The sequence below is a fragment of the Pseudomonas sp. NPDC089408 genome (assembly GCF_044749445.1).
GTDB lineage: Bacteria > Pseudomonadota > Gammaproteobacteria > Pseudomonadales > Pseudomonadaceae > Aquipseudomonas.
Window position 1 is genome coordinate 59,284 of sequence record NZ_JBIVHY010000017.1, and the last position, 25,545, is coordinate 84,828.

Sequence of the window (25,545 nt, forward strand, 5' to 3'; positions counted from 1 at the left end):
AGATTGTGGATCCTCCTCCCGCTGACAATGTCGCAAATGAACTTACTAAGTATCAGCTTGGCTGCTGAGCCCACCCGCCGCCAAGCGATACCATCAAGCCAATGCATGCTTCTACCTGCTTAGTCTGTAGCCGTTGAAGATCCTGCTTCGTCTGCAGTGCATCCAACTGGGCAGTGATAACGTCGAGCAAGCTTACTGCTCCCTGCTTGTAGCTATTCATAGCAATGCTTTCTGCTGCTGCGGCGGCACTTGCGGCGGTTTTCACGTCCCTGGCTTGTTGAGCAAGGTCGCTGATCTGAGCCAGGTTATCTTCAACCTCCCGCACAGCATGAAGCACCTTGCCATGGTAGGACGCTGCAGCCTCCTCGAACTCAGCCAAGGCTTTTTGCTCATCAGCGACTCGTTTTCCCCCATCAAAAATGGGCAACTGCAGTACAGGGCCTACCGCCCAGAAGCGGTTAGCCGAAGCCAACAAGCTTCCAGAGCCCTGGGTTTGTCCGCCGACAAGTCCCGTTAGACTGAAGTCTGGATACCACGCCGCTCGGGCAACACCGATGTTGGCGTTGGCCGCATATACACGTCGCTCGGCGGCTGCGATATCGGGTCGACTCTGCAGCAGCTTGCTCGGCAGATCGTGCGGTATCTGGGGTGGCTCCAAGAGCGCCTGATCGTCAGCAAGCGAGAACTCGCTGGGCAATTTACCCACGAGCTCTGCTATCGCATGTTCCGCCAGGCGGCGCTGGGCTACGACCTCATCCACCTGCGCGTTCGCCTCTGCCAGCCGCGCCGTTGCTCGGTCGAGATCCAACTCGCTCGCTATATTTCCTTGGAACCTATCTTGAATGAGCGTGAGCAACTGAGTCCGATGTGCCAGCGCATCACCCAGAAGATGATGCTGTACATCCAAGCCTCGCAATCGAACATACAGCACAGCCAGTTGCTTCTGCAGGCTCAACCGCGCCGCAGCCAAGTCATCCCCAGAAGCCTGGGCTTGAGCGTCACCTGCGGCTACCTGGTTACGAAGCTTCCCCCAGAGATCGAGGTCGAAGTTCAAGCTCAGCCCAGCGGTATCACTGTTGTAGATTGATGGCTGGGTATCACCACGCAACGGCCGACGGTCCGACTGCCGCTGTCGTAGCGGGGCGATACTCGCGCTCGCTTGCGGCCAAAGGCCGCCATGCAAGCCTTGCGCGTAAGCTGCGGCCGCATCGTAGTGCGCCACTGCAGCGGCGAGGTCTGGATTCGACGCCTCAAGTTGCACCTGAAGCTCATTCAGCCGCTTGTCTTCGAATAACGTCCACCACTGCGCGGGCAATATCTGTTCTTTGCCCACCATCTGCCAGGCACCTACACGCTCGCCATAATGAGCCGGCAATTCAGCCTGAGGCACCTGGTAATGAGGGGCCAGCGAACAGCCCTGCAAGGCCAGGATCAGCAGTAAGCCTGAACACTTAAACAGAGGGCTCATGTGCACCTCCGGAGGTCACGCTGTGCACCGCATCATTGTCCCGAAGAGCATCGGGCGGATTATCTACCACCTCGTCTTTCAAGCTCAGCCCACGATCAACGATCAGCTTGCTTCCCAGGTCCTGAGCGATATGGATACTCCGCAGATGCGCCCTACTCTGGGCGTCAAGTACCGCTACCTGTGGCCCTTGGGCCCTGAAAATAAGAGCGCTGGCGGGAATACTCACGGCCTGGGCATCACTGCGCAAAGTGATGTTGGCATTGGCATAGTCACCCGGCAGCAAGGCGCCAATGGTGTTCTCAACTGCGTACTGCGCTAGCAGCGTCCCAGAGCTTTGATCGACCGCCGTAGAGGTCCCGAGCAACGCGGCTGAGTAGGTTTGACCGGGGCGCTCCGGTACCGAGAGATGCACCTGCATGCCTGGCAAGATTTGGCTGGCGTAGTTCTGCGGTACCGGTACGTACAAACGCAGGCGACGGGTGTCGGCAATGTCGAACAGCGAAGTGGCGTTATCGCTATCGGCCTTGATCAGCTGGCCGATCTGCGCGTTGCGGGCGGTGATGGTGCCGGTGAACGGGGCGCGGATGGTCTTGTAGGCCGCCAGGTCCTTGAGGCGCGCATATTCGGCTTGCGCTGCTTCCGCATCGGCACTTGCCACGGCGGCGGCAGCGACCTTCTCGTCTACCTCTTGGCGCGACACCGAATGACTGTCGAACAGGTGCTTCCAGCGTTCGGCAGTGCTCTGTGCCAGCGAGGCACTGGCCTGGTGCTGCGCCAGTTGCGCTTTTGCCTGAGCCAGTTGCTGGTCGAGTTCGGGGCTGTCGATTTCCGCCAGCGGCTGACCGGCTTTGACCGTGGTGCCGATGTCCACCTGCCAGCTTTTCAGGTAACCGCTGACTCGGGCATTGACCCGCGCCATGTTCCAGGCCTGCAAGTGCGCGGGCAGGCTCAGGGTTTCGCCGGCAGCATTCATGGATGGGGTGAAAGTCACCACGGCCGGTGTCGCCCGGCTTTCAGTCCAGGCCTGCACTGCAGCAGCCTGGTGCTGACGGGCATACACCCCCAGCGCGACGACCAGGGCCGCCAGGCCCAGGCCGGCGCCTCCCATGAGCTTCAGGCGCCGACGATCAGCTACGGAGCGACTAGGCATGCAGGTTTTCTCCAACGACAGCGTGAGGGGTTGAGCGGCGGTGGGCCAGGCTGAACACGACGGGGACGAACAACAAGGTGGCGCAGGTGGCGACGATCAGGCCGCCGATCACCGCGCGGCCAAGGGGTGCGTTCTGCTCCTGCGACAGGGCCAGCGGTAGCATGCCGATGATCATCGCCAGGGCCGTCATCAGCACCGGCCGGAAGCGGGTAAAGCCGGCCTCCATGGCAGCCTTCATGGCATCGCCATGCTCGGCCAGGCGCTCGCGGCAGAAGCTGACCACCAGCACCGAGTTGGCGGTGGCCACGCCCATGCAAAGAATCGCCCCGGTGAGCGCCGGCACCGACAGCGTGGTGCCGGTGATGAACAGCATCCAGACGATGCCGGCCAGCGCGGCGGGCAGCGCGGTGATGATCACGAACGGGTCGACCCAGGACTGGAAGTTGACCACGATCAGCAGGTAGATCAGCACCACCGCGCCCAGCAGGCCGAGGCCCAGGCCGTGAAAGGCTTCGTGCAACGCGGTGATCTGGCCGTGCAGGCTGACGGTCGCGCCTTTCGGGCGTAACTGCGCAGTGTCGTCGATGACGTGCTGGATGTCTGCCGCGATGCCGCCCAGGTCACGGCCCTGGACGTTGGCGTACAGGTCCAAGGTCGGGGTGATGTTGTAGTGGCTGACCACGTCGGCGGTGTCGGTGCGCGCCAGGCTGGCGATGCCGCCGAGGACGGCGGTGTGGCCGTTGCTGCCGGTGATAGGCAGCGCCTCCAGCTGGGCGATACTGCTCATGCGGTACTGCGGAGTCGAGCCGACCACCGAATAGGACACGCCGTTGGCAGGGTTCAGCCAGTAGGTCGGCGCGGTCTGCGAGGTGCCGGCCAGCGAGGCGCCGAGGCTGCTGGTGACGTCACGTTCGGTGATGCCCAGCTCGGCAGCGCGCTTGCGGTCGACGTTGACCTGCAACGACGGGTAGCTTTCCGACTGCTGCAGGCGCAGGTCGGCGATGCCGGGAATATGCTTCAGGCGGCGCATCAACTCGGCGGCATAGGCCCGGTTGGCGGCATCATTCGGCCCGGAGACCTTCACGTCCAGCGGCGCCGGCGAGCCGAAGTTGAGGATCTGGCTGCTGATGTCCGCCGGCAGGAAGGCGAAGGTGGTGCCCGGGAAGCTGTCCGGCAGCACTTCGCGCAGGCGTTTGACGTAGTCGGCGGTCGGGCCGTGGCCGGGTTTGAGCGAGACCTGGATATCGCCATCCTGCGGGCCGACCGTGCCGCTGGTGTTGTAGGCCATGTCGATACCGCTGATGGGCAGGCCGATGTTGTCGATGATCGAGTCCACCTGGTCGGCCGGCAGCACCTCGCGAATGCGGCTTTCGATGCGATCGAACGCTGCAGCGCTTTCCTCAATGCGCGTGCCCAAAGGCAAGCGCACATGCAAAGCCATGGCCCCGGCATCGGTTTCGGGGAAGAAGTCCTGACCTAATGTTGGCAGCAGCGCGAAACTGGCCAACACGCAACCGAGGAAGCCGAGCAGGAAGCGCTTTCGGTTGGTCAGAGCCAGTTCCAGCAAGCCCTGATAGCCATCGCGTAGTCGGGAAAAGCCTGCTTCGAAACCAGCCTGAAGGCGCACCAACGGGTTGGCCGACTTATCGCCTTCGTGGTGGTTGAGGTACGCATCCTCCGGGTGCCGCCCCTCGCCCTGCTCCACCCGGTGCGGCTTGAGCAGGAACATGGCCAGGGTCGGCACCAAAGTGCGCGACAGAATAAAAGAGCTCCCCATGGCGAACATCACTGCCAATGCCATGGGCCGGAAGAGGTATCCGGCGATGCCCTGGAGCATGAACATCGGAACAAATACAACGCAGATGCACAACAGCGCCACGAACGCAGGGCCGACGATCTGTTTGGCACCATCGAGGATCGCCGTTCTGACCGTCTTGCCTTGTTCGAGGTGCCAATTGATGTTTTCGATGGTCACCGTCGCGTCGTCGACCAGGATACCCACGGCCAGCGCCAGGCCGCCGAGGGTCATCACGTTGAGGGTCTGCCCGCTGACCGCCAGCAAGGCGATCGCCGACAGCACCGCCAGCGGGATCGAGGCAGCGATGATCAGCGTCGAGCGCCAGCTGCCGAGGAACAGCAGGATCATGGCGCTGGTCAGCAGCGCGGCGATGACGCCCTCGCGGGCGACGCTGCCGACCGATTCCTTGACCACAGTAGAGGCGTCGCCGAGCAGCGAGGTCTTCAGTTCCGGTGGCAGGGTTTCGTTTATGCGCGGCAGCATGCCGCGGATGCCGTCGACGATCGACAGGGTCGAGTTGTTGCCGTTTTTCAACGCCGGCATCAGCACCGCTCGGCGGCCATCGACCCGCACGATGTTGGTCTGTGGCGGCGCGCCGTCACGCACGTGGGCCACTTGACCGATGGTGATTTGTGCACCGTCAACGACCTTGACCGGCAGGTCGTTGAGTTCATCGATGGCGCTGGGGCTGTTGTTCAACAGCACGGTGAATTCGTTGCGGCCGATCTTCGCCGTGCCCACCGGGATGATCTGGTTCTGCGCGGCCAGCGCACTGGCCACGTCCTGGGCCGACAGGCCTTTGGCGGCCAGGGCCTGGGGGTCGAGATCGAGGGTGATCTGGCGCTGCTTGCCGCCCATGGGGGTCGGCATCGACAGGCCGGGCACCGAGGTCAGCGGCAGGCGGATGCTGTTCTGCACCAGGTCGCGGATGCGCGCCTCGGACAGCGTCGGGCTGGAGAACGCCATCTGCAGGATCGGCACGGTGGAGGCGCTGTAGTTGAGGATCAGCGGCGGCGTGATGCCAGCTGGCATCTGCTTGAGCACGGTCTGCGAAACGGCGGTGACCTGGGCGTTGGCAGTTCGGATGTCAACGCTTGGCTGGAAGAAGATCTTTACGATGCCCATACCTGGCAGCGATTGCGATTCGATGTGTTCGATATCGTTGACGGTAGTACTAAGTGCACGCTCATAGGTATAGACAACCCTGCCCGACATAGCATCCGGAGCAAGACCTGCGTACTGCCAAACAACCGCAATGACGGGTATCCCAATGTCTGGAAAAACATCGCTTGGCGTACGTACCGCCGCCAAAGGACCCACTATGCAAATCACTATCGCCAACACTAAGAAAGTGTAAGGCTTGTGAAGTGCAGTTTTCACTAGACCGAGCATGCCGAGTCTCCGAAACTTGAATCGGCGCAGTCTTCCACGACTTCTTAAAAACTTACTGTTAAACCTCCATTAAAGTAAATTTAGGAAATCTATGGCGAGTCTTCACTTGCCGCCAGCGATTGCACCGACCATCATAGAAAAATCAATCACAGCAGCATCTGAGGGAAATCGTATGGGGATCAAAATAGGCACAAAATGGCGGCTAGTTGTACCACTGCTCGGGGTCTTGAGCACACTGGGCGGCTGCGCCGGCCAGATACCAAAAGCCAGCGCGGACGAGGCCTGGATAGGCCTTAAGGAGGAGCCCACGACGACTGTAATGGCCGAGACCGTGGATGGCAAGCGGCTCGATGATGGTCGATTCTTTGAGGTATCGGCAGGCAAGCATACGCTGGGGGCTACCCTCTTTGTGGAGGGCGAAGGCGACAGCAACGGCGCTACCTGTAACGCTAGCGTCACCTACCAAGACTTTAAAGCAGGCAAGCACTATACATTGGTAGAAAGCAGCCTGGGCCAGGAGTACAAGGTCACATTGTATAATGCTTCAGATAAGCCTTTGGCGCACTCGCCAGATGTTAACTGCATGGCGGGATGATTTAAGCTGTATGTCTGCATCCATGATCCTCAACAAGCAAAACAAGAGAGGAATCATGCAGACAAACCACTTCCTTATTACCCCCTCGAACTCCTCTCTACTACGCACATAGGCGTACCTGAAACAGGTTCACTTACAATTTGAACCTGCACTTCAAAGACCTCCCTTACCAAGTCGACACTCATAACTTCGGTGGGACTACCATTAGCCACGAGGATTCCGTTGCGCATTACCGCAATGTGATCTGCGTACCGACACGCTTGATTGATGTCGTGGAGCACCGTAATGACGGTCTTCCCTTCCCTAGCCAGATCTTGCATGAGGTCAAGCAGCTCAACCTGATGGCAGATATCGAGGTAGGTCGTAGGCTCGTCCAGCAACACCACTTCTGTGTCCTGAGCAAGCACCATGGCTAACCAGGCACGCTGACGCTGGCCGCCGGACAGATCGGAAAGTGGACGGACTGCGAGCGCCTCCAGCTCCATCCGCTTGATCGCTTGATCGACATGCCCCTTGTCCGCTCCACTCAGCCGCCCCCAAAAAGAATTGTGCGGACTTCTGCCGTAGGCAATGAGCTGACGGACACTCACCCCTTCAGGGATTGGCAACACCTGCGGCAGGAAAGACACTCGACGTGCGAGCTCTTGGTTTTTCAATCGGGGCAACGGACTTCCATCGACCGACACCGACCCAGCCGAGGGCCGGATGATTCCTGCGAGGGCTTTAAGCAATGTCGACTTTCCACAGCCGTTTGGGCCGATCAACGCAGTGACCTTTCCAGCCGGCGGTGAGAAGGACAGCCCTTTGACAATCGGTGACGTGCCATACCCTACGTCGACGCTGTGTGCCTGAATAATGCTCATGTCGTTAGCTCTTGAACCGTGACAGCAGCCACAGGAAATAAGGCGCACCTATCACTGCGGTGAAGATGCCGGCGGGAATCTCGCTGGGTGCAATCAACGCTCGCCCGATCGTATCGGCCGAAACCAGCAGCACTGCACCGATCAACATCGCTGCAGGAATCAGATGTTGGTGATGACCACCAACGAGTCGCCGGGCCATGTGAGGCGCAACGAGCCCGATGAAACCAACGGGGCCGATGATCCCCACACCTACACTTGTCAGGAGCACGGCGCAGCCGATTGCCCCCCCCCGATTAGGTCCCATCCGCACGCCCAGGCTATGCGCCGCCTCATCTCCCAAGGCGATGAGGTTCAAGGACTTCGCCAACAGCATTCCCGCTGGGATCAACACCAGCAGCGGCGTGGCTAGGGCCACATGGTGCCAGTTCCGCCCCCAGATGCTGCCAGTGAGCGCGAGTAAAGCGGTGTTGATATCCAGAGGATGGGACAGAATCAAAAACTCGGTAATGCTTGCCAACGTGACCGCAATAGCCACCCCTGACAGCGCAAAGCGAACGCCTGAAAAGCTGATGCCCGCGTTATAGCCGATCAGCAGCAATGCTCCCGCAGCCCCGCCGGCGCATGCAATCAATGGGAACCAGATAGGCGAAATTTGCGCCCAGCCAATGATCGCCACGGTAAGCGCCAAGCCAGCCCCCTGCGTGACACCAAGGATCTCCGGCGAAGCGAGCGGATTACGGATCACACCTTGGACGATGGCGCCCGCCAAGCCGAACGCTGCACCGACCAGGACAGCAAGGATTGTTCGAGGCAGACGGTGATTCCACACCTCAAAGTCGGCGCCGTCGTGAGCGACCAGCCGCTCAATAACTGCCTCAGGCTTCAACCAGGTGGTTCCGATGCTCAAGCTGGCGAACGCCGCCAACACCAACAAGCCGACAAGAACTGCCAGGCGAATGCGACCCACGCTCATAAGCTGCGCCTTGCGAGAAACAGGAAGAACGGCGCACCAACAATCGCAGTGACAGCTCCGGCGGGTGTTTCGGCCGGGAAAGCAACCATGCGCCCCACCAGATCAGCTGCCAAGACGATCACAGCACCAAGGGCAGCACTCAGTGGTACCAGCCAACGATAATCGTTGCCCAGGAACTGGCGAAGAATGTTGGGGGCAATCAGCCCCACAAACCCAACCGGCCCCACAGCGCAGACACTAGCCCCAACCAGTAGCAGACTGATCGCAAACACCTGCAATCGCAGCGCAGTGATGCTCACTCCAAGTGATCGAGCTGCATCTTCACCTAGATTGATGATGTTCAGTCGAGGCGCGAGCATCAGTGCCCACAATGTACCCACCAATGCGCACGGCCAGAGTATGTTCAGTTGCGCATCAGTGACGTTTGCAAGCGAACCCGCTAGCCAGTTCAGTACGCTCTGCGCCTGGGCTTCGACCAGAATGACTGTGAGCCGGGTGAGCGCAGCGCACAGTGCCGCCACGGCCACTCCTGCCAGTACTAGGCGCCCTTGCGACGTGCTTTGTGACCAAGCACCACCAAGGCTAAACACGGTAACCCAGGCCAATGCGCCACCAAGGCTAAACACGGTAACCCAGGCCAATGCGCCACCAATGCAGGTCATCAGCAAAGCACCACCCGGGAACATAGGCGCAATCAAGCCGGTAGAGAACAAAGCCAGACCGGTAGCCGCACCCGCGGTCACCCCGAAAAGCGAGGGTGAGGCGAGACTGTTTCGCGTGATGCCCTGCATCAGCGCCCCGGCAAGCCCGAGACTCCCTCCCACCAGTGCTGCGCAGAGAGTGCGAGGCACACGGATTTGTGAGACGACGTAGGCCATGTTTCCACCTACGGTCCCCTGATGCACCAAACCATTCCAGGCATCAACGGCTGTCAGCGTGAAGGGTGACCAGGTGAACAGCGAAAACCAAAACAACCCTGCCCCAACGAGGAGGGTCATCACACTGGCAAGTAGACTACGGTAACTCATTGGCTACGGGCGACCTGGGGACCTTTCAGTGCAGCCAACGCCTCGTCCACGATCTGCTCAGATGCCATCACACCGCGGTTCCGTGCCCAAGTATCGCCGTCAACATCGACCACATGCTGATCACGCACCGCAGAGAGAACACTCCACAGCGGCTGCTTGCTCCAGGTATCAACAAGGCTTGGGTGACGGTAGTGCCCCACCAGAAGCCATGATGGGTTCAGGGCCAGCAGCTGCTCCAAACTTACAAATTCCGTAGGTGCAGCACCCTGGCGGACAGCTGGAACGGTGAGACCGATAGTGGACAGCACGCTGCCGGCGTACGACGCCGGGCCATGCAGAGAGAAGCTGCTTTCACGAGCGACACCAAACAGGACGGTAACCCCGGACGGAATCTGCTTTGCCACCTCAGCAAGGTGGGCACGGTTTTTAGCGATTCGCTTTTCCATCTCAGGGCCTTTGCCCAGCGCTACACCAATCAGCTGAGCTGACTTCAGGCTTCCTTCGTAATCCTCTCCCCGAGATGGCAACATCAGAGTCGGAGCGATACGGGATAGGTCGTCATATAGTGCTTCGTGTCGATTCAGGTCAGCCACGATCAAATCTGGCTTGAGCGATGCAATCTGCTCGATGCTTGGCTGCGAGCGCAGCCCAACCGACGTCCACGTTCCAATGACATCGCGAACTTTGGGAAGCACCCGCTGCGCATCGCCGTCATCAGCGGCACCGACGGGAGTAACCCCTACGGCAGCCAAGCTATCCAAAAACGAAAATTCAAGGACCACCACGCGCTTCGGCGCATCCGCCAGTTTGACTGTGTGCTGACCATCATTCACTTCGATGGGGGCTGCATGGCTGATGCAGGAGAAAGCAATCAACGCGCAGGAAAAAAGAATCCTGAGTGGTGCGGGGGTTCGCATAGTGGTCCCTTGGTGACGTCACTCTGCCGGATGTCGACAGGTGCGGAGCGGATGGGCGCACGCTGACGCAAAAGGTCAGCGATGCGCGATTTAAAGCGGAAAGACAACGGCACAGAACGAGCGGTTCGGACTGTCAGCTCAGGCCGACTCAACAGCAGCCTCAACAGGCAGCTCAACTGCCTCAAACAACTCAGCTGCGACTTTATGCCGGCGAGCTTGCTCCAGGTGCTTACGCATATGGTCAGCTGCTGCCAGCCGATCACCTTTTTCAAGGCAAGCAAGGATCGCGAGATGCTCAACCGCCTGCTCTCGCCGAGGTGCGCGCTTGCTAGCCTGACGGTACTCTACCAGCCGGCGAAGCTGGTCGAGACGACGAACCGTCTGGACGTGAAATCTATTGCCGGAAAAACTGGCAAGCGTCTCGTGAAACTGAGCATTCGATTCGAATAGCTCCTGAGGCGTCATGGTCAGGTATCCGCCATCTGCAATGAACTGCTGCTGTTTCTTACAGCGAGCCAGGGCTTCTGTGTCGACCATGAACGTTGGGGCGAGGAGTCCTGCCGGCTCAATGATCGCTCGGAAGGAATAGCTTTCTTCATAGGCTTCGACGGAGTCGATCATCGGCAGGAATTGCCAGCCTTGGCCGGCACGCTGCTCAATCCAGCCTTCTTGTTGAATGCGGCTCAACACCCCACGCAGCATATAGCGTGAAATGTTGAATAAACGCATCAGGTCCGTTTCAGCAAACTGCTCAGGAATCTGTCCGTTCAGTCGCATCACCGCGATCTGCTGATAGATCGGGTCGTCGATGGAGACCGACAGATCTTGGGCAATTTCAGCCAGATCATCATAGGGCTTGGCCAGGAAAAAACCGCGATTACGGTCCTGACTCAGCATTCCTCGCTCAGCGAGGTAGTTCAGAGCAATCTTGATAGGAGTCCGAGACGTCTTCAGAGCCTTGGCCAGTCCTAGCTCCGAGACATGATGCCCCGCAGCCAGTTGTTCTTGGCGAACATAGGCAACGATATCGCGAGCTACGCGGGCTTGAAGAGGCGTCAGATTCATATCTTTTCCGAGTTGGGGCATGGGATTGTGGGGCTCTTCCATTGAGACGAGCCCCACAGCACCTACATTATGCCTTTTGCGGGCTCATTTCCAAATGGGGTTCGGACTCAACTGTAGCTGGGACCATTGGCTTACGAGTCATAGTCAGTGCAATAACCGCACCAGCCACCAGTAGGATGCCTGCGATCATGAAGGCCCAGTTATACGAGCCTGTGGCTTGGACAACGTAGCCAGTGACGATAGGAGCCGCCACACCAAAGAGGTTACCGCCAACAACAATGGACGCTACCGCACGACCAACATCCCCGGCACTTGGCAGCAGATCATTGAGCAGGGAGAAATTCAGCGAAGTGGTCGAAGCAATACCTGCCAAGGTCAGCGACGAAATCAAGACCAGCGATGCAGTAGAGTCAGCGAATGGCACCAAAAGGATGCAACTCGCAATCAGCATCGAGATCGCAATTACATTGCGGCGCTTACCCGAGCTCACACCCCCGCCACGAGTCAGGTACCAGTCACTGAGTTTGCCCAGGCCGATGCAGAGCACAACAGCGGCAGCATAAGGGATAGCAGTCACCAGACCGCTTTTTTCCAGCGTCAAATGACGCTCTTGCTGAAGGTAGCTCGGCAACCAGGTCAGGAAGAGGTATTGGGTGTAAACGTTGCAGCCTTGGGTCAGAGCAAGACCCCAGAGGGTCGGAGTCTTCAGCAGGCGCTTAAGACCATACGGAGCGACTGCAGCACCACCCGCTTTGCCACCACCGGAGCGCGAGTCCAGGATGGTTTTACGCTCTTGGTTGCTCAGCCACTTCACATCTTCAGGCTTGCCGTAGAAAAGGTACCAAGCCAACAGCCAGACGAAACCGATGCCGCCGGCAATCACGAAGGACCAGCGCCATCCTACACTGGCGACCAGCATCGCAAGAACGATCGAGCAAATCGCTGGCCCAGCGTACGAGCCGCTGTTGAAAACAGCGGTGATGGTGCCGCGTTCCTGGCTCGGGATCCACTCACGAATCACCTTAGCCCCGACCGGGTTGCTGACCGATTCACCGGCGCCCATAACAAGCCGCGCAGCCAGCAGCGAAGCGAAGTTCATCGCTGCCCCGGTCAGCGCCGTAGCTGCCGACCACACGAGAATACCGAAACCACCGATGCGCTTGGCGCCGTAGCGGTCGATCAGCAGACCAACAGGAATCAGGAAGAGCGCATAACTCCAGATAAATGAGGAAAAGAGGTATCCCATGCCGACTGCACTGAGATTGAATTCCTCGGCGATGGGTTTGGCAGCGATGGACAGGGCAATTCGGTCCATGTAATTGATCATCGCCAGAGAGAACAGAAATACAGCAATCCAGGCTCTACGGTACGGCATGGTTACACCTTTATTTTTCTAGGCGCGGTTGCGCCGGCTACAAGCACCGGCAGCCGACCGCCAGCAGAGCCGACGGCCAGCCACCGACTCACGAAGCTGAGTGATAGAGCGGGAATGCTCCGAACATCACGCCACCTACCAACATGGCCATGCTCACCAGGAGCGCCCACTTCAACGCAAAGCGCTGGTGGTCACCCAGATCGACTTTCGCCAACGCCACCAGCAGGTAGAGCGAAGGCACCAGCGGACTGAGCAAGTGGACAGGCTGACCCACCACCGATGCCCGAGCGATCTCCAAGTGCGAGATTCCATAGGTAGCGGCGGTCTGAGCGATCACAGGCAAGATGCCGAAATAGAAGGCGTCGTTGGACATGAAGAAGGTGAATGGAATGCTGACCAAGGCAGTGAACACCGCCATGTATGGTCCAAACGCATCAGGAATGACTGCCAACAGCCCTTTCGCCATCGCATCGACCATCCCGGTACCTGAAAGAATGCCGGTGAAGATGCCTGCGGCGAAAATGACCGAAGTCACCGCGAGAACGTTGCCCGCGTGAGCTGAGATACGTTCTTTCTGCTGCTCCAGGTGCGGGTAGTTGATCATCACCGCGATTGCGAAGCAGACCATGAACAGCACCTGAATCGGCACGATACCCGCCATCAACACGCCAATCATCGTTGCAGTGAGCAGCAGGTTGGGCCAGAACATGTGCGGGCGGCGATTGCGATCGCACTCTTCGTGCGAACCATTACCCAACGCGATAGAGCCGTTGTGGAAATCATCCACGGCAATCACGCCCAGGCGCGCACGCTCACGTCGACCCAGCAGAATTGCGATGAAGAGCAAGCAAGCGCAGCCCAGCAGCATCGACGGCACCATCGGCAGGAAGATGTCCATAGCGTCGACATGCAGCGCAGCCGCAGCGCGGGCAGTAGGGCCGCCCCATGGGGAGATGTTCATGATGCCGTTGGCGATGTTGACCACGCAGGTCAGGCCCAGAACGCTCATTCCCAGGCGCTGATAAAGCGGCAGGAATGCGGCGACCACGATCATGTAGGTAGTGGAGCTGTCGCCATCCAGGGACACAAGCATGGTCAGAATCGTGGTTCCGACCAACACCTTCAGCGGGTCACCCTTCACGATCTTCAGGATGCAGCGCACCAATGAATCGAACAGTCCCGCGTCGATCATGATGCCGAAGTAAAGAATCGAGAAGGTCAGCATGACACCAGTCGGCGCCAACGTTTTGATGCCGTCGAGCATCATTCCGCCCAGGCCGGCATAGAAGCCACCAATCAGGGCAAACACGATCGGTACCACGATCAAGGCAACCAGGGCGGTAAGCCGCTTGGTCATGATCAGGTACATGAAACAGGTGACCATCGAAAAACCGAGCACGGTCAGCAGCATGGCTCTCTCCTTATTGTTTTAGTGCCGCGAAGCCAAGCTTTAGCGGAACGAAAGGGACTGAGCGGACTGGTGCCGGGCGGATTTACGGTAGGTCTGATTGCATTTCATCTTGAATTTCCTCGTTTTTGTCTTTGTGCGGGAAAGGCTGGCAGGCAGATAAATGGCCGTTCTTCAGGCTTCAAGGTGACCATTCGGCGCTCGAGCGATGTTTTTCTGCTGGAGATAAATTGACTCAAGTTTAGACAAAGTGCAATATCACCTCACAAAAAACACGCCTGTGAGGTCCCCGGCATGAGCAAGCACATTGGCCAAACCCTGGCCGTAAACGGTCGCGAGTACCGCGTCTGCAACGTATCGGAAGCTGTAAAAGCGATAGGCGGCGACTTCGCCCGCCTGCCAATGAGCCTCCGGATCCTCGCTGAGAACGTCCTGCGTACCGAGGCAGAGCCGAACGAGGCGCTGAAAGTAATTTGCACTCGCTCTAAAAACAGCGACATCCCCTTCCGCCCCGCTCGCGTCGTGCTTCAGGACCTGCTCGGCACCCCTGCCCTGGTCGACCTGGCCGGCCTGCGTGACGCAGTAGCAAAAGCAGGCGGTGATCCACGCCAGGTAAACCCAGTCACCCCTACTCACCTCGTCGTGGACCACTCGCTGAACGTAGAGCGATGGGGTGATGCCAGCGCATTGGCCGATAACGAAGCCATCGAGCGCGAGCGCAATGCCGAACGCTTTGCATTCCTCGACTGGTGCAACAAGGCCTTCAACAATCTGTCGATCGTGCCTTCCGGTAACGGCATCCTTCACCAGATAAACCTGGAGCGCCTGACCACCGTCATCGGTACACGCGAAACCGAAGGTGATCTGTGGGCCTTCCCTGACACGCTAGTCGGCACTGACAGCCACACCACCATGATCAATGGCATCGGTGTACTGGGCTGGGGTGTTGGTGGTATCGAGGCAGAAGCCGCAATGCTGGGCAAAGCCCTGATGATGCGGGTTCCAGAAATCGTCGGCGTCCGGCTGGAAGGCGTTCCGCCATCTGGCTACGTTGCTACCGATATCGCACTTGCCTTGACCGAAAGCCTGCGCAAAGCCGGCGTAATCGGCAGCGTGTTGGAATTCCATGGCCCAGGCGTTGCCGCCCTATCCTTGGCGGACCGTGGCACCCTGTCCAACATGGCTCCTGAGTTCGGCGCTACCGCAGCAATGTTCGCGATCGACGATCGCACCCTGCACTACCTGCGACTCAGCGGTCGCGGCGGTGAGATTGCCGAGCTGACGGAGGCTTATGCCAAGCATCAAGGTCTGTGGCATGACAGCCTGGAGTCGGTCGAGTACGACCGTGTCGTCACCCTCGACCTGAGCACCGTTGGTCGTGCGATTGCCGGCCCGAAACAACCTCACCAGCGCATCCTGCTGGGTAAAGGCGAAGCAGCAAAAGACATCCCTACCGGCCTGGATAACGGCTCGGTCGTGATTGCCGCTATCACCAGCTGCACCAACACCTCCAACCCTCGTGGTGTGATCGCTGCGGCCCTGGTCGCCCGCAATGCACTCAAGCGCGGTCTGCGTCGTGCTCCATGGGTCAAGACTTCCTTCGCACCCGGCTCCAAGGTGGTCGCCGACTACCTGGACCGTGCAGGTCTGAACGTGGACCTCGACAACATGGGCTTCAACGTTGTTGGCTACGGCTGCACCACCTGCAACGGCATGTCCGGACCTCTGCTGAGCAAAGAGATCGAGGACGAAATCCGCACTCGTAAGCTGGAGACCGTTGCCGCTACCTCCGGTAACCGCAACTTCGAAGGTCGCGTACACCCGCTGGCTCGTGAAGTGTTCATCATGTCCCCTCCCCTGATCGTGGCGTACGCGATCGCTGGCACCTACCGCATCGACCCGCAAGTGGATGCGCTCGGCACCGACGCCGAAGGCAAGCCGGTTTACCTCAGCGAGCTGTGGCCTTCGGATCAAGAGCTGGACGAGATCGAGAAGAAAGCACTGTCGGCCGACCTGTTCGACAAGGCCTACAGCTCGGTACCTCGCGAAGCGGGCGTCATCGCCTCTGACCTGCGCGCCGGCGTTACCGATCAGTACGCTTGGGACCAGAGCAGCACTTACATCCGCAAGCCGCCGTACTGGAGCGATGAGCTGACTGCTACCGACCCTCAACGCGACCTGAAAGACATGCGCGTTCTAGTGATGCTGTCGGACAACATTACTACTGACCACATCTCGCCGTCGGGCGCCATCCTGCCGGACAGCGACGCAGGTTCGTACCTCAAAGGCCATGGCATTGGTGTTGATGACTTCAACTCCTACGGCACTCGTCGCGGCAACCACGAAGCCGCGCAGCGCGCCACCTTCGCAAGCCCCCGCCTGAAGAACGAGCTGATGACTGACGGCCGCGAAGGCCCTTGGACGCTGCTGCTGCCGGAAAACCGCGTGAGCACCGTGTTCGAAGCCGCCCAAGCCTATGCCGATCGCAAGCAGCCTCTGATCGTAGTGGCAGGCAAGGAGTACGGCAGCGGTTCGTCGCGTGACTGGGCAGCCAAAGGCCCTCGCCTGCTGGGCGTACGCGTTGTCGTGGCCGAGAGCTTCGAGCGCATCCACCGCACCAACCTGGCTGGCCTGGGCATCCTCCCGCTGCAGTTCCCAGAAGGTGTAACTCGCAAGACGCTGGGCCTGACCGGTCACGAGAAGTTCTCGGTAGAAGGCATCGACGACACCTTCGCGCCTGGCGACAAGCTGCAACTCGTCATTGAGCGTGCAGATGGCACCACTGAAAACGTAACTGTCACCAGCCGCCTGGATACGCATGAAGACGTGCGCTACTTCCGCCGCGGCGGCCTGCTGCCGCAGCTGCTGGTGGAGAGCATGGACAAGGCTGCACAAGCTAAGCAACTGGAAGGAGCAGTGTAATGACTCAAGTTCGAATCCCTGCCGTATTCATGCGCGGTGGCACCAGTAAGGGCGTCTTTTTCCTGGAGCAAGATGTTCCGGCTGCAGGCCCCGAGCGTGATGCACTGATGCTTCGCGTCATCGGCAGCCCAGATCCTTATGGCAAGCAGATCGACGGCATGGGTGCTGCCACCTCCAGCTCCAGCAAGGTCGTCATCATCGGTAAATCGGGTCGTACCGATTGCGATGTTGATTACTTGTTCGGCGCCCCGGCAATCGAAAACCCGGTGGTCGACTGGTCCGGTAACTGCGGCAACCTGAGCGCAGCCGTTGGCCCATTCGCCATTCGCCAACGGCTCGTCGATGCTCCTCGTGACGGCATCGCCACCATCCGCATCTGGCAGGCCAATATTCAGAAACGCATCATCGCCCATGTCCCGATGAAGGATGGCGAGGTCGTTGAAGAAGGTGATTTCGTGCTGGATGGCGTCGCCTTCCCTGCTGCCGAAATCGTCGTGGAATTCCTTCAGCCTGGCGGTTCGGGCGGCAGCATTCTGCCAACCGGCAATGTTGTGGATGAACTGGATATCCCTGGCTTCCCAGGCTTGCCGGCAACATTGCTCAACGCAGGCAACCCGACGATCTTCGTCGACGCCCAGCGCGTTGGCCTGACCGGGACCGAGACCCAAGACCAGGTCAACGGCAACGCCGAACTGCTGCAGTCGCTGGAAACCATCCGCGCACACTGCACCGTGGCCATGGGTCTGGCGGCTACCGCTGAAGAAGCAACGCGCCTTCGCCCTCACACGCCGAAGCTCTGCCTGGTAGCTCCGCCGCAAACCTACGGCGCTGCCGGTGGCAAGACAGTCGAAGCCGGCGAGATCGATGTGATCGCCCGCATCCTTTCCATGGGCAAATTGCACCACGCAATCACCGGCACTGGCGCCGTAGCCGTTGCCGTGGCGGCCGCTCTGGAAGGCACGCTGGTCAACCGTATCGTCGGCGATATCGGTGAACGCCAAGTCAACATGGGCCACACCGCCGGCACCGTTGCCGTAGGCGCGCAGACCACCCAAGTCGATGGCAACTGGATTGTGGACAAGGCCGTCATGAGCCGAAGCGCCCGTCGTCTGATGGAAGGCTGGGTGCTCGTACCGTCGAAGTACTGATTGCTCAGCTACCGCCGACCTTCGAAGGTCGGCGGTACTCATCACAACAAAAACAACGATGAGATTTTGCCATGTGCCCATCACCGTTCTTACCCGCCATTACTCGACGCACGCTGCTCTCTTCTACTTCCATCGTCGCTGCGGCAACCATTCTGGGCCTCGGCGCGGGAGCGGCAGATGCCAAATCAGGACCTGAGAAGAACTCTATGCAGCCTGCCAACTCGAACAAAACCCAAATTGTCTATGTGGGCTCCAGAACTACTCGCGAGCGTAACGCCCGCGGTGCAGGCATCACGGTTTATCGACATGATCCGCAGACAGGTCGCTCCGAATTGGTTCAAACCGTCGGCGATCTGACCAATCCATCCTTCCTGTGCCTCGACCAAACCCAGAGCCTGCTGTTCTGCGTGCATGGCGACCAGTCCACTGTCAGCTCATTCCAAATTGAGCCAGCCAGCGGAACGCTCACGAAGGTGAGCTCGGTTAGTTGCGAAGGGAAGAACCCCGTCCACCTTACCGTGGACAAGAGCAACAAATTCCTCGCTGTGGCCAACTATGCCACCGGCAGCATTGTCATGCTGCCGTTCGATAAGACCGGCCACCTGCAACCCGTCATCAGCAAATACGACCTTCCGGGCAACCCTGGCCCGCACAAGATCGAGCAGGCGAGCTCCCACCCGCACATGATCCCACGCGATCCATCGGGCCGCTTCCTGGTGGTCCCGGACAAAGGACTGGATAAAGTCTTTGTGTTCGATTTGAAGCAGAACGGGACCGCACTGAAGCCTGAACTAGCGCATGAAATCAAGACACGCGAGGGGGCCGGACCTCGACATGTGGTGTTCTCTCCGACCGGGTCATTTGCTTACGTCGTGAACGAACTGGACAGCACGATCACCAGCTACCGCTACAACCAGAATGACGGCTCCCTGGTTCCATTCCAGATGGTTCCAGCCCTCCCTCAGGACTTTGTAGGGGACAGCCGTGCAGCAGCGCTGGTCATGGCACCGGATGGAGTACATTTGTTCTCTTCCAATCGCGGGCATGACAGCGTGACCATTTATTCGGTGGATCAGCCTACCGGGAAGATCAACCCGATCGGCAATGTACCTAGCCAGGGCAAGAAGCCTCGGTTCATGACCGCGTCCCCTAACGGTCGCTTCTTGTTCGTCGCTAACGAAGACAGCGACAACATCAAGACATTCTCCATTAGCCCGAAAGGCGAACTGGGCTTGCTGGAGCATCACATCGAGACCGGGAGCCCGGTCTGCATGATTTTCCGCACCGCTTGAACCTCAGTTTTTCCTGATCCTGGCGTGCCGGGAGGCACGCCTATACCCCACGTTCCAATTGATGGAGCAACACATGCATAACAAAAATAAGATTGGTTGCAAGCTTCTTGCCGTTACTCCTTGCCTGGCCGCAGCTACGGCCTATGGGGATGGCTTTATCGACGACAGCAAGGTCACCTTGCAAACGACGAACTTCTACATCAACCGCGATTTCCGTGACGGTGCTGGCCAGTCAAAGCGCGAAGAATGGGCCCATGGTTTCATTCTCGATGCGAAGTCCGGATACACACCAGGGCCAGTCGGTTTTGGGGTCGATGCTCTGGGCATGCTCGGCCTGAAGCTGGACTCAAGTCCCGATCGAACCGGTACCGGCCTGCTGCCGACCCATGATGATGGTCGCGCAGCCGACGAGTTCAGCCGCCTGGGCCTGACTGGCAAGATGCGCCTATCCGAGACAGAGCTTAAATACGGCACTCTGATCCCCAAGCTGCCCACTGTTCAGGCCAACACTGGCCGCCTCCTTCCCCAGACCTTTGAGGGCGGCCTGCTCACCAGCAAAGAATTCGATTCGCTGTCCTTCATCGGTGCCCGCTTCGAGCGCCAAACCGATCGCGACTCGACAGACCGCGTACCGATCACACTAAACAACAAAAACCGTCGTTTCACAGGCAATGCCGAAGGTGACGCCTTCTGGCTGGGCGGCTTGGATTACCAGCTCACAAAAGACCTGCTACTGACCTATCAATATGCAGAGCTGGAACAGGTCTACCACCAACACTTCGTGGGGGCGAACTATTCGATTCCAGTGGGCCCCGGGAAGATCAAAGCTGATCTTCGCTACATGGATAGCGACGATGACGGTCGAGCTTTGGGCGGACGTATCGATAGCAGAGCAATTTCCGGCATGTTCACCTACAGCTTGGGCGGACATGCGCTTGGTCTGGGACTGCAAAAGATGAACGGTTCTACCTCCATGCCCTATCTCGATGGAACTGATCCTTACCTGGTCAACTTCGTCCAGCTCAACGACTTCGCCGAGCCCGGTGAACGGTCTTGGCAATTGCGCTACGACTACAACTTCGCGGCTCTCGGCATTCCTGGCTTGACCTTCATGACCCGCTACCTGCGAGGCGACCAGGCCGACGCAGCGACCATCACCGGTGAGGGCCATGAATGGGAGCGCAACACTGAACTGCAGTATGTGGTGCAATCCGGTGCCCTGAAGAACGTGTCGGTCCGGTGGCGTAACGCGAGCTATCGATCGAGCTTTGCACGTGGCGCGGATGAAAACCGCCTGATCGTGTCCTACACATTCCCAATTTTCTAACCCTGGAGAAGGTATGAGCCCTATTGCCCAGCAGGTCCTCAAGGACCTGGCGCCCAACGGCATTCTGCATGCGGCGATCAACTTCGGTAACCCAGTGCTGGCTCAGCCAGGCGCTGACGGAGAACCGCATGGTGTTTCTGTTGCACTTGCTAAATCGCTGGCCGAAGAGCTGGGCGTAGGTCTCGAATTGCGCACATACGACGCGGCCGGGAAGGTATTCGCTGCACTTGAAGAAAACGCGTGGACGTTGGCCTTCCTGGCTATCGAGCCTGTCCGCGCCGCCCAGATCAGCTTCAGTGAACCCTACGTACTTATCGAAGGGACCTATCTGGTAAAGGCCGAGTCGCCCTATTCCAAAATCGAGGACTTGGATCAACCTGGACTTCGGCTTGCCGTAGGCAACGGCGCTGCTTACGACCTGTACCTGTCACGTACGTTGCAGCATGCAGAGCTACACCGAGCTGACACGTCTGCAGGTGCAGTAGACCTATTCATTGACCAAGACCTGGATGCTGCCGCCGGGGTCAGGCAACCGCTGGAACAAATCGCAGCCAAGAATCCGAATTATCGGGTGATGCAGGGAGCCTTCACCGCTATCCGCCAAGCAGTCGCAGTGCCACGCGGCCGTGATGCGGGAGCAGCCTATGTCCGGGATTTCGTCGAGCGACGACTTGCCGAGGGTTTCGTCCGAGGCGCGTTACTGGCCAGTGGACAAACAGACGTCAGCGCACCTCGCTGAGGTCGATAGCCTGCAGGTGCGTCTCGCCTGCTTCAAACCGTGATAACTGAGGTAATAAGCAAGATGGCCAAGGCCGCCGATGTCGTTGTGCAATGCCTGGAAAACGAAGGTGTCGAGTATGTGTTCGGCATTCCTGGCGAGGAAAACCTCGACCTGCTGGAATCCCTGCGCAAGTCGAAGATCAAGCTCGTCCTGACCCGCCACGAGCAGTCCGCGGGCTTCATGGCCGCCACCTATGGGCGCCTGACCGGCAAGACCGGCGTCAGCCTGTCGACCCTGGGCCCTGGTGCAACCAACCTGGTGACCGCCAGTGCTTACGCCTACCTGGGCGGCATGCCGATGATGATGATCACCGGCCAGAAACCGATCAAGAAGTCCAAGCAGGGCCGCTTTCAGATCATCGACGTGTGCGGCATGATGGACCCCATCACCAAGTACACCCACCAGTTCGCCTCGGCCGACAACATCCCGGCGCGCATGCGCGAAGCGTTCCGCCTGGCTGAAGAAGAAAAGCCGGGCGCCGTGCACCTGGAACTGCCGGAAGACATCGCTGCCGAGCAGACTGATGCCCTGCCGGTCCCACGCAGCCTGCACCGCCGCCCACTGGCCGAACATAAGTCGATTGAAGCCGCCGTTGAAAAACTGCAGAACGCGCGCAGCCCGATCCTGGTGATCGGTGCCGGTGCCAACCGCAAGATGACCGCCAAGGTTCTTCAGCAGCTGATCGACAAGACCGGCATCCCGTTCATCACCACCCAGATGGGTAAAGGCGTGGTCGATGAGCGTCACCCGCGCTTCCTCGGCAACGCTGCGCTGTCGTCCGGTGACTTCGTCCACCGCGCCATCGAAGCGGCCGACCTGATCATCAACATCGGCCACGATGTGATCGAAAAGCCGCCATTCTTCATGGTCCGTGGCGGCACCGAAGTGATCCACATCAGCTTCCGCTCCGCCGAAGTCGATGCCGTGTACTTCCCGCAGGTGGAAGTGATCGGCGACATCGCCAACGCCGTCTGGCAGATCAGCGAAGCGCTGAACGATACCGCGCACTGGGACTTCACCCGACTGATGGCGATCCGTGAAGCCAACGAAGCGCAAATCGTCGAAGGCGCCGACGACAACCGCTTCCCGGTCTACCCGCAGCGCCTGGTCGCCGACATCCGTCGCGTGCTGCCGTCCGAAGGCATCGTCGCCCTGGACAACGGCATCTACAAGATCTGGTTCGCGCGCAACTACAAAGCGCACAAGCCGAACACCGTGCTGCTCGACAACGCCCTGGCGACCATGGGCGCTGGCCTGCCATCGGCGATGGCGGCGCACCTGGTCTACCCGGATCGCCCAGTGATCTCGGTGTGCGGCGACGGCGGCTTCATGATGAACAGCCAGGAACTGGAAACCGCAGTGCGCTTAGGCATGCACATCACCGTGGTGATCCTGCGTGACGATGGCTATGGCATGATCCGCTGGAAACAGGCCAACATGGGCTTCACCGATTTCGGCCTGGACTACGGCAACCCGGACTTCGTCAAATACGCCGAAGCCTACGGTGCCAATGGCCACCGCGTGGAAAGCGCCGAAGCCTTCCTGCCGCTGCTCGAGCACTGCATCAAGACTCCAGGCGTGCACGTGATCGACTGCCCGGTCGACTACAGCGAGAACGATCGGATTTTGAACATGGATCTTCGCGAACGCTCGATGGGCATTTAAGGCGATTAGATGGCCTGTAGGTTGTCAAGATTGCTAGAGGTTTCTCAAACGGTGACTGGCAAAAGCCCAACCCTGAGATGCATTGGTCAACAAAAAGCCCGCATTCGCGGGCTTTTTTGCTCTTTAGATAACTAGCGTAGGCAGGCGCCCATTTATTTCTTCGGAACTGCAGGTTCGCTCACCAAGCCGAGGCGCTGATTTCCTAGCTCTGTGGTCCTGAAGGCCAGAACGCGTTCTCGCGACATTTGCCAAATTTTCTCTGCGTTGCTCAGAATGCCCCTTACATCCCCCACTGACACAACACCTGTGCGGGCAGGGGTCTTAATCCAAGTACATTCAGTTCTTACATTGGTCCTCGCAATACGACATTTTCAGAAGAGAGGTCCTACCGTGAACAGCCCCATCCATGAGCAAATCGAATCACCCATCCCTTCTTACCAAGCGGATGCAGAGTTCTTTGAGTACAGCAAAGCTGCCAACCCAATCGGGTCAAAGCTCATCTCTAGAATCCCTTACCGGACATTTCCTGCCTCTCTTCATCAGGACGGTGAATCGAGAATCGTGCCTCTCGATTTGAGCGAAGACCTGGGTTGCATTGGTCCAGCCACAGGCCCAGGACTTTGCGCGAACTTCATCCGTTTGGTTGCTGGAGATACGCTGCACCTTTCACCGAATGCGACTTCTCAGGTTCTGTTTGTGATCACGGGCGAAGGGCATCTCACCTATGACCAGACCACGTTTAACTGGAGCAAAGGCTGTTTCATAGCGCTGCCGGCCACCCACACGACCAAGCTGAAAGCAGCTTCCGATTGCCAATTCTACTACGTGCACGACGAGCCGCTACTGCGTTATCTCGGCGTTGAGCAACGTGTTGACCGCTTTGTGCCGACGCTGTACACAGGAGAAGAGGCAAATGCCTACCTGCGTGAAGCTGCCGCAGATCCGCGGGCAAGCGATCGCAGCCGAATAAGCATCCTTCTCGGTAACCGAAACTTTCCGCAGACGCGCACGGTTACCCATGTGCTGTGGGCAATGTACGGCTTGGTTCCGGCAGGTGCAGTACAAAAACCACACAGGCACCAGTCGATTGCACTGGACTTTATTGTAGACTGCCCGCCCGGGTGCTACAGCCTCGTAGGGACCCAAATCGACGACGCGGGGAACATCGTCAACCCTACCCGCATCGACTGGAATCCAGGTTTAGCGTTCGTTACCCCTCCAGGTTATTGGCATGCGCACTTCAACGAATCGAGTCAAGAAGCCTTCCTCATCCCTATCCAAGATGCGGGCCTGCAGACTTGGCTGAGAGCGCTGGATATCCGCTTCAGCTGATCGCGAGGATCACATCCGCCAATAGGGAGAATGACCAATACGCCCGACCATGAAATCAATGAACGAGCGCACCTTCGAGGAAACTATTCGCTTTGGCGGGTAGATGAACCACAACGAGCTCCTGCCCCCATCAGGTTGGCACTCCCATTCCGGAAGCCAACGCACCAGTTCACCCCGGCATAAAGGTGCATGTGCCAGCCAGGTGGGCAGCAGAGCGACTCCTAGCCCTTCTACAACGGCTATCAGCTGCGCCTCTAGGTCATTGATTCTGAGCGACACAACCTGACTTTGGGTCAACGCATCATCGCCCAGGCGCCAATTCAGATTGAGCTGCGCCTTGCCACAGATAAAACCCACATTTTTCAGATCTCTGGGGTGCAGCGGCACATTCCCACTATCGCAGGAGGCTGCAGCACACAGCACCCACTGCTCGTCCGCGATTTTTCTAGCTTTTAATGAAGAGTCCGGTAGAGATCCGATCCTGATCGCAAGATCTGCTCCGGCATCGATGAGATTGACCTGACTATCGTCACACGTCAAATCCACCTGAATTTGCGGAAATTGCTCTCGGAACTGTCCTAGAGCCGGCACAATATGGTGTCGTGCGAAAGCAGGTGGGACGTTGAGCTGGAGCACTCCACGAGGCGCGTCGTTCAGTGAGGATGCAGCCGCTCGCGCAGTCTCCAATTCTTCCAGCACCCGCCGAGCATGCGTAAGAAAGGTACGACCGCCCTCTGTCAGCTTCAGCGAGCGGGTTGAGCGGTTGAAGAGCGCAATGCCAAGGTCGGCTTCAAGGTCACTGATATAGCGAGACACGGTTGAAGCCTTGACTTCCAACTCCTCGGCCGCACGAGAAAAATTATTGAAACGTGCTGCCTCTACGAAAGCGTTCAACGCATTGAAGTAGTCCAACAGTGTACCTCCGCCCTCGCCTTGTCACGCCTCCATGGCCCATCGCATGGTCATATTACAAAGTGTTACGGTAAAACCGCTAGGCCTGACTGACAGATGATTTGCCGACCAGGCCACACGGGCGACTGCTGATT

Annotated in this window: 19 protein-coding genes; 8 read left to right on the forward strand and 11 right to left on the reverse strand. The window is 58.7% G+C overall.

All coding sequences use genetic code 11. The features are described from left to right. Positions 1-52: 52 nt before the first annotated feature. The 3 genes from ACIP02_RS22350 to ACIP02_RS22360 are packed head-to-tail and all read right to left on the reverse strand — an operon-like array spanning position 53 to position 5,808. Positions 53-1,468 carry an efflux transporter outer membrane subunit gene (locus ACIP02_RS22350; RefSeq protein ID WP_400620702.1) on the reverse strand — a complete coding sequence of 472 codons (1,416 nt, stop codon included), beginning with the start codon at positions 1,466-1,468 and terminating at the stop codon, positions 53-55. Beyond that, positions 1,452-2,618 (reverse strand): efflux RND transporter periplasmic adaptor subunit, encoded by a 1,167-nt coding sequence (locus ACIP02_RS22355; RefSeq protein ID WP_400620705.1) that lies wholly within the window; start codon positions 2,616-2,618, stop codon positions 1,452-1,454. The genes ACIP02_RS22350 and ACIP02_RS22355 overlap by 17 nt, the downstream gene beginning before the upstream one ends. Beyond that, positions 2,611-5,808 carry an efflux RND transporter permease subunit gene (locus ACIP02_RS22360; protein WP_400620708.1) on the reverse strand — a complete coding sequence of 1,066 codons (3,198 nt, stop codon included), beginning with the start codon at positions 5,806-5,808 and terminating at the stop codon, positions 2,611-2,613. Before ACIP02_RS22360 ends, ACIP02_RS22355 begins: the two co-directional genes overlap by 8 nt. 184 nt (positions 5,809-5,992) lie before the next feature. Between ACIP02_RS22360 and ACIP02_RS22365 the strand changes: the two genes are divergently transcribed. Further along, on the forward strand, positions 5,993-6,403 hold the full coding sequence (locus ACIP02_RS22365; RefSeq protein ID WP_400620825.1) for a hypothetical protein: 411 nt from the start codon (positions 5,993-5,995) through the stop codon (positions 6,401-6,403). 77 nt (positions 6,404-6,480) lie between these two features. Here ACIP02_RS22365 and fecE read toward each other — a convergent pair whose 3' ends face one another. The 7 genes from fecE to ACIP02_RS22400 all read right to left on the reverse strand — a co-directional run bounded on the left by fecE (position 6,481) and on the right by ACIP02_RS22400 (position 14,032). After that, complete coding sequence (gene fecE, locus ACIP02_RS22370; protein WP_400620711.1) at positions 6,481-7,266, reverse strand: Fe(3+) dicitrate ABC transporter ATP-binding protein FecE; 786 nt, start codon at positions 7,264-7,266, stop codon at positions 6,481-6,483. Between the two features lie 4 nt (positions 7,267-7,270). Next, entirely contained in the window at positions 7,271-8,239 is a 969-nt protein-coding gene (locus tag ACIP02_RS22375) for an iron chelate uptake ABC transporter family permease subunit (RefSeq protein ID WP_400620714.1), read from the reverse strand. Further along, the gene (locus ACIP02_RS22380) at positions 8,236-9,267 is read right to left on the reverse strand and encodes an iron chelate uptake ABC transporter family permease subunit (protein WP_400620717.1); all 1,032 of its coding nucleotides are present in this window, start codon (positions 9,265-9,267) and stop codon (positions 8,236-8,238) included. Before ACIP02_RS22380 ends, ACIP02_RS22375 begins: the two co-directional genes overlap by 4 nt. Further along, positions 9,264-10,184 carry a Fe(3+) dicitrate ABC transporter substrate-binding protein gene (locus tag ACIP02_RS22385; RefSeq protein WP_400620720.1) on the reverse strand — a complete coding sequence of 307 codons (921 nt, stop codon included), beginning with the start codon at positions 10,182-10,184 and terminating at the stop codon, positions 9,264-9,266. The genes ACIP02_RS22380 and ACIP02_RS22385 overlap by 4 nt, the downstream gene beginning before the upstream one ends. A 138-nt stretch (positions 10,185-10,322) precedes the next feature. Continuing rightward, positions 10,323-11,270: an FCD domain-containing protein gene (locus tag ACIP02_RS22390; RefSeq protein ID WP_400620723.1), complete on the reverse strand. Its 948-nt coding sequence runs from the start codon at positions 11,268-11,270 to the stop codon at positions 10,323-10,325. Between the two features lie 46 nt (positions 11,271-11,316). Beyond that, positions 11,317-12,624 carry an MFS transporter gene (locus ACIP02_RS22395; RefSeq protein WP_400620726.1) on the reverse strand — a complete coding sequence of 436 codons (1,308 nt, stop codon included), beginning with the start codon at positions 12,622-12,624 and terminating at the stop codon, positions 11,317-11,319. A gap of 88 nt (positions 12,625-12,712) precedes the next feature. Then, entirely contained in the window at positions 12,713-14,032 is a 1,320-nt protein-coding gene (locus tag ACIP02_RS22400; protein WP_400620828.1) for a CitMHS family transporter, read from the reverse strand. Positions 14,033-14,326: 294 nt separating this feature from the next. Between ACIP02_RS22400 and acnA the strand changes: the two genes are divergently transcribed. From acnA to ACIP02_RS22435, 7 genes are all read left to right on the forward strand, one after another. Beyond that, positions 14,327-16,954 (forward strand): aconitate hydratase AcnA, encoded by a 2,628-nt coding sequence (acnA, locus tag ACIP02_RS22405; RefSeq protein WP_400620729.1) that lies wholly within the window; start codon positions 14,327-14,329, stop codon positions 16,952-16,954. Next, a complete protein-coding gene (prpF, locus tag ACIP02_RS22410; protein WP_400620732.1) occupies positions 16,954-18,102 on the forward strand; it encodes a 2-methylaconitate cis-trans isomerase PrpF in 1,149 nt (382 codons plus the stop codon). The genes acnA and prpF overlap by 1 nt, the downstream gene beginning before the upstream one ends. 71 nt (positions 18,103-18,173) lie before the next feature. Then, positions 18,174-19,394 carry a lactonase family protein gene (locus ACIP02_RS22415; protein WP_400620735.1) on the forward strand — a complete coding sequence of 407 codons (1,221 nt, stop codon included), beginning with the start codon at positions 18,174-18,176 and terminating at the stop codon, positions 19,392-19,394. Between the two features lie 73 nt (positions 19,395-19,467). Continuing rightward, positions 19,468-20,721 (forward strand): OprD family porin, encoded by a 1,254-nt coding sequence (locus ACIP02_RS22420; RefSeq protein WP_400620737.1) that lies wholly within the window; start codon positions 19,468-19,470, stop codon positions 20,719-20,721. Positions 20,722-20,734: 13 nt separating this feature from the next. Beyond that, on the forward strand, positions 20,735-21,460 hold the full coding sequence (locus ACIP02_RS22425; RefSeq protein ID WP_400620740.1) for a transporter substrate-binding domain-containing protein: 726 nt from the start codon (positions 20,735-20,737) through the stop codon (positions 21,458-21,460). A 63-nt stretch (positions 21,461-21,523) separates the two neighbouring features. Beyond that, on the forward strand, positions 21,524-23,167 hold the full coding sequence (locus tag ACIP02_RS22430) for an acetolactate synthase large subunit (RefSeq protein ID WP_400620743.1): 1,644 nt from the start codon (positions 21,524-21,526) through the stop codon (positions 23,165-23,167). 390 nt (positions 23,168-23,557) lie between these two features. Continuing rightward, a complete protein-coding gene (locus tag ACIP02_RS22435; protein ID WP_400620746.1) occupies positions 23,558-24,499 on the forward strand; it encodes a cupin in 942 nt (313 codons plus the stop codon). Positions 24,500-24,508: 9 nt separating this feature from the next. On the opposite strand, the gene ACIP02_RS22440 is transcribed toward ACIP02_RS22435, so the two are convergent. After that, positions 24,509-25,411, reverse strand: coding sequence for a LysR family transcriptional regulator (locus tag ACIP02_RS22440; protein WP_400620749.1), 903 nt, complete (start codon positions 25,409-25,411; stop codon positions 24,509-24,511). Positions 25,412-25,545 lie beyond the last annotated feature (134 nt).